The 8,422-nt window shown below is 44.9% G+C and carries 8 protein-coding genes; 6 read left to right on the top strand and 2 right to left on the bottom strand.

From position 1 onward, the window contains the following. Positions 1-110 precede the first annotated feature (110 nt). Positions 111-1,850, bottom strand: coding sequence for a rhomboid family protein (locus MC7420_RS13800; RefSeq protein WP_006101182.1), 1,740 nt, complete (start codon positions 1,848-1,850; stop codon positions 111-113). Between the two features lie 400 nt (positions 1,851-2,250). After that, entirely contained in the window at positions 2,251-3,126 is an 876-nt protein-coding gene (locus tag MC7420_RS13795; RefSeq protein WP_006101287.1) for a hypothetical protein, read from the bottom strand. 529 nt (positions 3,127-3,655) lie between these two features. On the opposite strand from MC7420_RS13795, the gene MC7420_RS13790 reads away from it, so the two are divergent. The 6 genes from MC7420_RS13790 to MC7420_RS13770 form a co-directional block, all read left to right on the top strand. Continuing rightward, complete coding sequence (locus MC7420_RS13790; protein WP_006101118.1) at positions 3,656-5,593, top strand: S9 family peptidase; 1,938 nt, start codon at positions 3,656-3,658, stop codon at positions 5,591-5,593. A 262-nt stretch (positions 5,594-5,855) separates the two neighbouring features. Next, positions 5,856-6,458 (top strand): rhomboid family intramembrane serine protease, encoded by a 603-nt coding sequence (locus MC7420_RS13785; RefSeq protein ID WP_006101136.1) that lies wholly within the window; start codon positions 5,856-5,858, stop codon positions 6,456-6,458. Positions 6,459-6,640: 182 nt separating this feature from the next. Next, positions 6,641-6,892 (top strand): TIGR02450 family Trp-rich protein, encoded by a 252-nt coding sequence (locus tag MC7420_RS13780; protein ID WP_006101082.1) that lies wholly within the window; start codon positions 6,641-6,643, stop codon positions 6,890-6,892. 99 nt (positions 6,893-6,991) lie between these two features. Beyond that, entirely contained in the window at positions 6,992-7,369 is a 378-nt protein-coding gene (locus tag MC7420_RS13775; RefSeq protein ID WP_044207175.1) for a hypothetical protein, read from the top strand. Positions 7,370-7,401: 32 nt separating this feature from the next. Next, entirely contained in the window at positions 7,402-7,572 is a 171-nt protein-coding gene (locus MC7420_RS38120; protein WP_006101155.1) for a hypothetical protein, read from the top strand. A 97-nt stretch (positions 7,573-7,669) separates the two neighbouring features. After that, positions 7,670-8,422: SDR family oxidoreductase (locus MC7420_RS13770; protein ID WP_044207277.1), on the top strand; the 753-nt coding region annotated here is incomplete at its 3' end.

The raw sequence follows: 8,422 nt of genomic DNA, 5'->3' as shown, positions 1-8,422 counted from the left end.
CCCTACTATACGTGGCGTTTGTGCTTGGGTACTTTTTCCTTCTATCCCTTCTACCATCTACTCTCTGCCTTGTCCCTACTCAAATGGGGGTAGTTAACCCGGACATGATATTACTTATGGTACAGCAGAAGCCCCACAAAAAAACCGATGATTAAGCCTGACGTGTGACCCGTGAAACTTACTTGAGGAATTGACAGGTCAAAGATAACTTGAAAGGCAATAATAAATAAAATAAACCGCAAACGACGAGACGCTAAACGCGATTTTTCACGCCGCCATCCTTGAAGTAAAATAGCTGCCGTTGCGCCCACAATCCCCATCACGGAACCGGATGCCCCAACTACAAATTGCGCCTCAGAGTATCCGAAATGAGTGGCTAGAGATACCACCAACATCGAACCAACACCACAACTGAGGTAAAGTAGTAAATATCGCCACCCAGAAAGGGCATATTCGACAAAGGGTCCAAGGATATACAGACCCAGCATATTCATTAATAGATGCAGAAATCCAAAGTGCAAAAATGTTGAGGTCAATAACCGCCACCAAGCACCGTCGAGAACTTCCTCTGGTACTAATGCGCCGAGTTTGTATAAAACTTGCGGATTTTCACTTCCACCAAAGTGAATTTCTAATCCAAATACAATCAGGTTTAATCCAATAATTCCCCAAGTTGTATAGGCTCTAGAACCGAGAAACCGTTCTCTGGAACCGTATCGCACCTGATGTTGGAGATTGAGTGTAAGCCGTGCTAAAATCTGCTGAGAATATTGAGTCAAAACAGCATCAGGGTTGACAGGTGACTGAGATAAACGAGCTTCGATCGCATGGCGGTAGAGTCCAGTATGGCGGTTAGAAATAGCCAACAGTTGCTGACGTGCTTCCTCTACGTCTCCCGCCGCCCAATCTGCTGTAGCCAGCCAAAATTGGCGAATGTACTTTGGATAAAATGCTAAAGGTCCAGTGAGTAATTGGACAACCTGGGCTTTTTGACCGCAAAAAGCAAAGGCAAATAAATAGGCTTGACTCTGATTGATGCCGCGATCGCTATGTTCTAAGATACGTTCAAATTGATCAAGTTGAGCAAGCACACGATTTAAGTCCCCCATCTCTCCTAATGCTCGCAGGTAGTACAGGATTAGACGGGGATCATGTTCTAGGGCGGTTTGTGATAAATTGGTCTCAATCCACTCCCGCAACTCTTGCCAACGCGCCTCCATTTTATAGAGAGTGGCGATGGTATGTCGCACCAGAGGACGATTGGTGGTTTTGTCGCGGTTAATAATTGCCGTGGCTTCAGTGGTTGAACCTTGCTTCAATTGTTCCAGGGTGTCCAACAATTCAGCAAATTGACGCCAATTTTGGGCGGGGTGTAGCCAACACAGGAGTTTACCCAGTCGGCTAGCTGCACCAAAGCGTTCCTGATATGCCAGTTGATTCATGAGTCTAAACCCCAGAATCGGCATTAAGATCAACAATCCCCATAACCCCCCGCCAATCCAGCCTGCATTCTCTGGAGTGAGGACATATAAGACACCTGTTGTGGCTAATACTAAACCAGAAACAAGCATCCAGCTACGGATGTACACGGCTGAATCCGAAATACTGGCACGGCGAATGCCGACGATAATGTTCAGAACGCAAGAGGTGCAGACAATCCAGAGGAGTAACTGATTAATATCCATCAAGAGTGATTGGCGATCGGGTTGGGAAGAGTCGGCGAAGTTCACCTTTTCAACCATAACCCGATCCAAGATGCGATCGCGGTTGTGGGAATTATCAGGTTCGCGGTTGTAGGGGTTGTAGGGGTTGTAGGGGCGAGTCGCTGCACAAATATTGAAATGTGACAATTAACCTATCTCGACTCGCCCCAGTCTAACTGTAGAGGGTAAGCTGTCATGCATTTAAATTGGGTATTCGTAGCGAACAAGATGCTTGATGTAGCGAGCAAGATGCTCGCACTACGGCAAGGATTGCGCCATTATTGATATTAAGGTTTAAATGCCGAACAGCTATTTTTTCCCAGGCAACCCCAATATTATTAATCTTGAATTGACGATATCATGCGGAGAGCGACCCGATCAAATTGATAGGTTAGTTTTCCTATTTTAATACAGCAGGTCGCCCCTACAGATGCTGGCAAAACATTAATAACCAAGAAAAATCCGCCCTACCAACTGGGTGGTTAACGGCGGTCAAATTTCAGCTACTGAATTGTTCAATTCGATGTGTGTAGCCTAGATATTCAGTTTAGGCTTTCTTGCCAAAGTGCCGCTTCAGCATTGCACCGACGCTTAAGGAGCCAATTGCCAGTAAACCAGTTACTGCGCCGGGTTCAGGTACAGTTTGAGAGAACTCTTGAATAATTACGGAAGCTTCTGCATCTTCCAAGAGTAGGGGATTCAAATCGTCTACGCCGCTAAGCCGAATATTTTTTAATACTCGCAGCTTCTTAACTGGATATATCAAATCTACCCAGTCTTCTGTTCCATCAACAGTTGATGTGAGGTTATCAACGAATAAATTATCGTCAAGTAGGGATACACCAGTAACAGGATCGGTGATCTTTTCCGAAATCGTTATGACTCCTTGATCCAGTACTGGCTCAGGCACAAACCCTAAGTGGGCATCTTTAATGTATTTGTTTGAACCCTCTACAATATGTACGTCGAATCCCAATGCGAGATCATACCCCCAACCCGCATCAGCTTTCCAAAAGTCATTAAATAACAGTCCATGTCCACTATCTAAAGAAAGTTGATTGGAGCTTCCTCCTACCGTAATATCAGCAGGATTGGTTGGACCAATTGGGCGAGCAACCGCAGGTAAATCTTTAATATCATCACAGGTTAGGGAACCAGGCGTACCAGGAGCCTGACAAGCCGTCTGAAAGACGAATTCATGAAAGATTTTATCGTCAACCTGGAAAGCATTGTCATTCGCCACCCAACCTATTGAACCATCTGGATTAACCACCTGATCCAAGAAATTATCTAAACTAACTGGTGCGGTGAATATTGTTGCTCCAGGAGCCAGCGTAAACGCTCCAACTGGACTCGCCACAACTCCCAAAGCGGCGGTAGCGCTGACGGCACAGGCGACGGCGAATGCACTTTGACGGTTCATACTATATATCTCCAAATTCGGCTAAAGTTGACACAAGTTAACAAAGTGAGTTAGTATGAGCCTAAATAAAGTTACAGGATATTAACAAAGCAGGCGGCTAAAGAGGTAGTTCTGAATACCTTGATGCTCTTGTATCTTGGTATCAGTGGCTTCTATATGATCTGAGAGAAATATCGGATCAACGCTCGCCTTCTTTCTCTTGAGATAGCTACTAACTCCTTTCTTGTCTGTAACTTTATCGCTAATTTATTTTTCTGAAAAGAGATTTTGTGTATCTTTACTGAATCTTTATATAAAAAGCCCTTGGCTTCATCAAAGCTTCATAAATCGAGTGTTATGCTAGGTATATTTACCTAATTTAGGGATGGTACTTAAAATCCTTGAATTGAGGAGAGTTAACGGAAACGTCGCTAATTCCCCAAAAACCCGCCTTACATCAATCTGCGTAAGAGTTGAGATTTTACCCAATCTTCATACATTCCAAGTGAAGTCGGTAAAATTAACGAACGACAGCATAATCTAATTAACGATGACTCAACCGCAACTCTCTCCCTACGGTTCCTGGAACTCTCCGATCGCAGCCGAACTCATCGTGGCTGGTACGATTGGCTTGGGGAGTATTACCCTGGATGATACCGATACTTACTGGATCGAAGCGCGACCGATGGAAGCGGGACGTAATGTAATTGTACGACGTCAGGAGAATGGCGCGATCGCAGATATTACCCCCTCTTCTTTTAATGTGCGTACTCGCGTTCATGAATATGGTGGTGGTGCTTACACGGTCAAAGATGGGATTATTTATTTTGCCAATTATCAGGATCAGCGCCTTTACCAGCAGACGGGTGATGCAGAACCTCAACCCATCACCCCAGAGTCAGGGGGAACTCTCCGCTATGCTGATGTAGTGATTGATTCCCAGCGACAACGGCTGATTTGTGTGCGCGAAGATCACAGTGATGAGGGAAAGGAACCAATTAACACCTTAGTCAGTATTCCGTTAAATAATCGTAACGATATCCAAATTATCGCTACAGGAAATGACTTCTACGCCTCACCCCGATTAAGTCCGGATGGTTCTCAGTTAACCTGGTTGACGTGGAATCATCCTAATATGCCATGGGATGGGACACAACTGTGGGTGGCGTCGATTCAAGGGAATGGATTATTAGGTGAAGCGAAATGTATTGCCGGTGGGGTTGACGAGTCAATCTTTAAACCTGAATGGTCACCCGATGGCACATTATACTTTGTTTGGGATCGGACAGGGTGGTGGAATCTTTATCGCTGGAATCAGCAAGGGATAGAACCTCTGTGTGAAATGGAGGCGGAGTTTGGTCTTCCTCAATGGGTGTTTGGTATGTCTACTTATGGCATCTCATCGCGCGATCGCCTAATCTGTGCTTATACTGTCCAAGGTCGATGGCGCTTAGGGAGTATCGATCTCCAGACGAAACAATTCAACCCGATTGAAACCCCTTATACCAGTATTTCATCGGTGCAAGTGACAGAGGATCGCGTCGTCTTTATTGGTGGTTCCGCCACCGAACCCACCGCTGTGGTACAGATGGATGTAGCCAGCCAACAGATAGAGGTTTTGCGTCAATCGACAACATTAGAGATAGATAAAGGATATCTCTCCATACCCGAGGCGATCGCATTTCCCACCGAAAACGGTCAAACGGCTTACGGCTTCTTCTATCCCCCGCAAAATAAAGACTATCAAGCGCCCGAAACCGAGAAACCCCCTCTGATTGTCAAAAGTCACGGTGGACCAACTGCATCCACATCCAGTACCTTTAATCTAAAGATTCAATATTGGACAAGTCGCGGCTTTGCCTTCTTAGATGTTAACTATGGCGGAAGTACAGGATATGGACGCGAGTATCGCCAACGCCTCCAGAATCAATGGGGAATTGTCGATGTCGATGACTGCGCCAATGGTGCAAAGTACCTGGCTGAACAAGGATTCGTTGATGGAGAACGGTTAGCGATCGCAGGCGGTAGCGCTGGGGGGTATACTACATTAGCCGCCCTTACCTTCCGAGATGTATTTAAAGCTGGGGCGAGTTATTACGGCGTCAGTGACTTGGAAACCTTAGCCACCGATACCCATAAATTTGAATCCCGTTACCTGGATGGATTAATTGGTGCTTATCCAGAACGCCAAGACTTGTACAAAGCGCGATCGCCCATTCATTTTACTGACAAATTGTCCTGTCCGGTGATTTTCTTCCAAGGGTTAGAGGATAAAGTGGTTCCCCCCAATCAAGCCGAGACGATGGTGGAGGCGTTAAAAGCAAAGGGATTACCCGTAGCATACATCACCTACCCCGAAGAACAGCATGGATTCCGACGGGCGGAAAACATCAAGCGCACCTTGGAAGCCGAGTTATACTTTTATTCACGGATATTCGGGTTTGAGTTAGCCGAACCCATTGAACCCGTCGCGATCGACAATTTTTAACCCATAATTTATCAGGAAATTAAACTGTAGGGGCGGGTTTAGGGACAATTGTAGGGGCGGGTTTAGGGACAATTGTAGGGGCGGGTTTAGGGACAATTGTAGGGGCGGGTTTAGGGACTAAATTCAGATATCCACCAATAACGGAACAACAAAACCCGCCCTTCTCACTCGCCCTTCCCTAGGATGGCTATCAGAGGATGTCACAGAAAATTGCTAACCTAGAACCATTAATACTCAACAATCTATCCCAGAAGGTCAAGCCATGAATAACCGGGAAACCCGAAAACTTGTCCGTCAGGAAACCCAAGCCCTTGCCCGTGAAGTCAAAACCCAGGCTACCATTTTAGGCGGACTCGTCGCGGTGATGTGGGGTTTAGAACTCATTGATTTAATTATCTTCCAAGGTGTACTCGACAGCTATGGTATTTTACCCCGGACAATTATTGGGTTAAGGGGTATCCTATTTGCCCCATTTCTCCATGGTGGTTTACCTCACCTAATTGCTAATACGGTTCCCTTTCTCACCCTCGGCTGGTTCGTCATGTTACAAAAAACCAGCGACTTTTTTATTGTCACTGCCATCACCATGGTTGTCAGTGGTTTAGGGGTATGGCTGATTGGTTCTCCCGGTGTTCACATTGGCGCTAGCGGTCTAGTTTTTGGCTATCTGGGTTTTCTACTATTGCGTGGTTATTTTCAACGCAATATTCCCTCTATTTTGCTTTCCCTTATCGTGGGATTTCTCTATGGAGGCGCAATTTGGGGTGTTTTACCAACGGTTCCTGGTGTATCCTGGGAAGGGCATTTATTTGGCTTTATTGGTGGAATTGTGGCTGCACGCTTGTTATCTCAGCCTAAGGGATGAGGAATAGGGAAGATGGGGAAGATGGGGGAGATGAGGGAGATGAGGGAGATGGGGGAATTAATTCAACACTTGATCGGGGCGGGTTTAGTTACCTTTGGGTTAAGTAAGAAACGATAATAGTGAAACCCGCCCCTACACACCGCCGCCGAAAGTCGTGAAGGGTCAATATTTTCCCAATTTTAATGGCAAAACAAAAATTCCCTTATCTGGTTGGTTCCAAATGGACAGCGACACAACAAACCTGGGGTTGGCGACATTTTCAAGTAGTTAACCGCAAAAATCAGGGTCAATGGGTTTTTGCCGAAATGGTGGCATCCTGTGACTCGACTGTTCGCTTTTGGTTGAATGCTAAACAGCTTAAAGACCGTTCTTTGTGGAAACCAGGTTGGCAATCTTTACAAGAAATGAAGGAAATAGAAGAGGATGAATTATAAAGTGAGAGGTTGGCTGGAGGGAAAAAACAGTTCAATGAATACTCAATAGGATAGAAATATACCGATCCTATGAAAATATTGTTGCTCAGGTAAGGTCTTATGAAAAATCATTCGTCAAAGTTGATTGTTGCTTTAGCTTTCATCATTTTCCCGCTAAGTTGTGCTGCTTCTAGTAGTGGTAGAATTTGCCAGTATAATCCTGACTCTGGAAAACCTAATCCTTTGGGAATGAGATCATATATTACCATTACAGAAGATGAGGGGAGTACGATTGTTACTTATGAACAGTTTCCCTCAAATGTTGATGAAAATGTTACGCTGACAACGAAACGGGAACTCACGTTTCATGATACTCCCTTGGACACAGCGCGGGTTATTCTCCTGCAAAACAAAAATTACTATTCTGAGTTAGTTGGGTATGATGACCCCGAAGGATTTGCCCCTGTTAATGAAGTACTAACCTGTGAGTCAAAGTGATGGGAGGTTATATTTGAATATCTAAAGGAAAAATGAGCGTAGTCGAAGGGTCAATTGTAGGGGCGGGTTTAACCACTGTAGGGGCGGGTTTAGCCACTGTAGGGGCGGGTTTAGCCACTGTAGGGGCGGGTTTAGCCACTAAAGCTAGCTTGTTACCAATAGCTGAACAACAAAACCCGCCCTTGCTTGTTACCAATAGCTGAACAACAAAACCCGCCCTTGCTTGTATACCAATAGCTGAACAACAAAATCTGCTCTTATTGACAAGACTAAGATGTATAAATAAGTCAATCTAATCACATGAAAAGGTTATTGATTACAGGTGTTAGTGGATTTTTGGGTTGGCATATTTGCCAGTTGTCAAAACGAGAATGGAATGTCTATGGAACTTGCCTTTCTAAATCTGCCAATAGTCCAGACATAAACATACTAAAAGTTGATTTAACCCATTTTCAGGAAGTTAAGCAGATTTTCCAAACTATTAAACCCGACGCGGTTATTCATACAGCTGCTCAATCTAGCCCCAATTTTTGCCAAATGCACCCCCAGGAAACGGAAGCAATAAATGTTACAGCATCTGGAAATATCGCGGGACTGTGTGCAGATCATAATATTCCTTGTGTATTTACATCCACTGATCTGGTATTCAATGGTTTAAACCCACCCTGTCGGGAAACTGATCCGGTTTCGCCAATTAGTTATTATGGAGAGCAAAAAGTTAGGGCTGAGACTCTGATGTTAACTCGCTATCCTCAGACAGCAATTTGCCGAATGCCGTTAATGTTTGGTCAGGCGACACCAACGGCGACTAGCTTTATTCAGCCATTTATTGAAACGTTACAAGCAGGAAACGAGTTAAAGCTATTTATTGATGAATTTCGCACACCTGTGAGTGGAACCACCGCAGCTAAAGGGTTATTGTTAGCCCTCGATAACGTTCAAGGCTACCTGCATCTGGGGGGGAAAGAGCGAATATCACGTTACGAATTTGGGTGTCTGCTGGTTGATGTGTTACGATTACCCAAAGCTGGATTAAAATCTTGTCGCCAAGCT

The sequence above is a fragment of the Coleofasciculus chthonoplastes PCC 7420 genome (assembly GCF_000155555.1).
Lineage (GTDB): Bacteria > Cyanobacteriota > Cyanobacteriia > Cyanobacteriales > Coleofasciculaceae > Coleofasciculus > Coleofasciculus chthonoplastes_A.
The sequence above is the reverse complement of the archived record's forward strand: the minus strand, read 5'-3'. Positions and strand labels throughout refer to the sequence as shown.

Excerpts from the sequence above, each read along its gene's own strand:
- MC7420_RS13785 (WP_006101136.1), top strand. The coding sequence starts at position 5,856 with ATGAATAACCGGGAAACCCGAAAACTTGTCCGTCAGGAAACCCAAGCC.
- MC7420_RS13780 (WP_006101082.1), top strand. The coding sequence starts at position 6,641 with ATGGCAAAACAAAAATTCCCTTATCTGGTTGGTTCCAAATGGACAGCG.
- MC7420_RS13775 (WP_044207175.1), top strand. The coding sequence starts at position 6,992 with ATGAAAAATCATTCGTCAAAGTTGATTGTTGCTTTAGCTTTCATCATT.
- MC7420_RS13790 (WP_006101118.1), top strand. The coding sequence starts at position 3,656 with ATGACTCAACCGCAACTCTCTCCCTACGGTTCCTGGAACTCTCCGATC.
- MC7420_RS38120 (WP_006101155.1), top strand. The coding sequence starts at position 7,402 with ATGAGCGTAGTCGAAGGGTCAATTGTAGGGGCGGGTTTAACCACTGTA.
- MC7420_RS13795 (WP_006101287.1), bottom strand. The coding sequence starts at position 3,126 with ATGAACCGTCAAAGTGCATTCGCCGTCGCCTGTGCCGTCAGCGCTACC.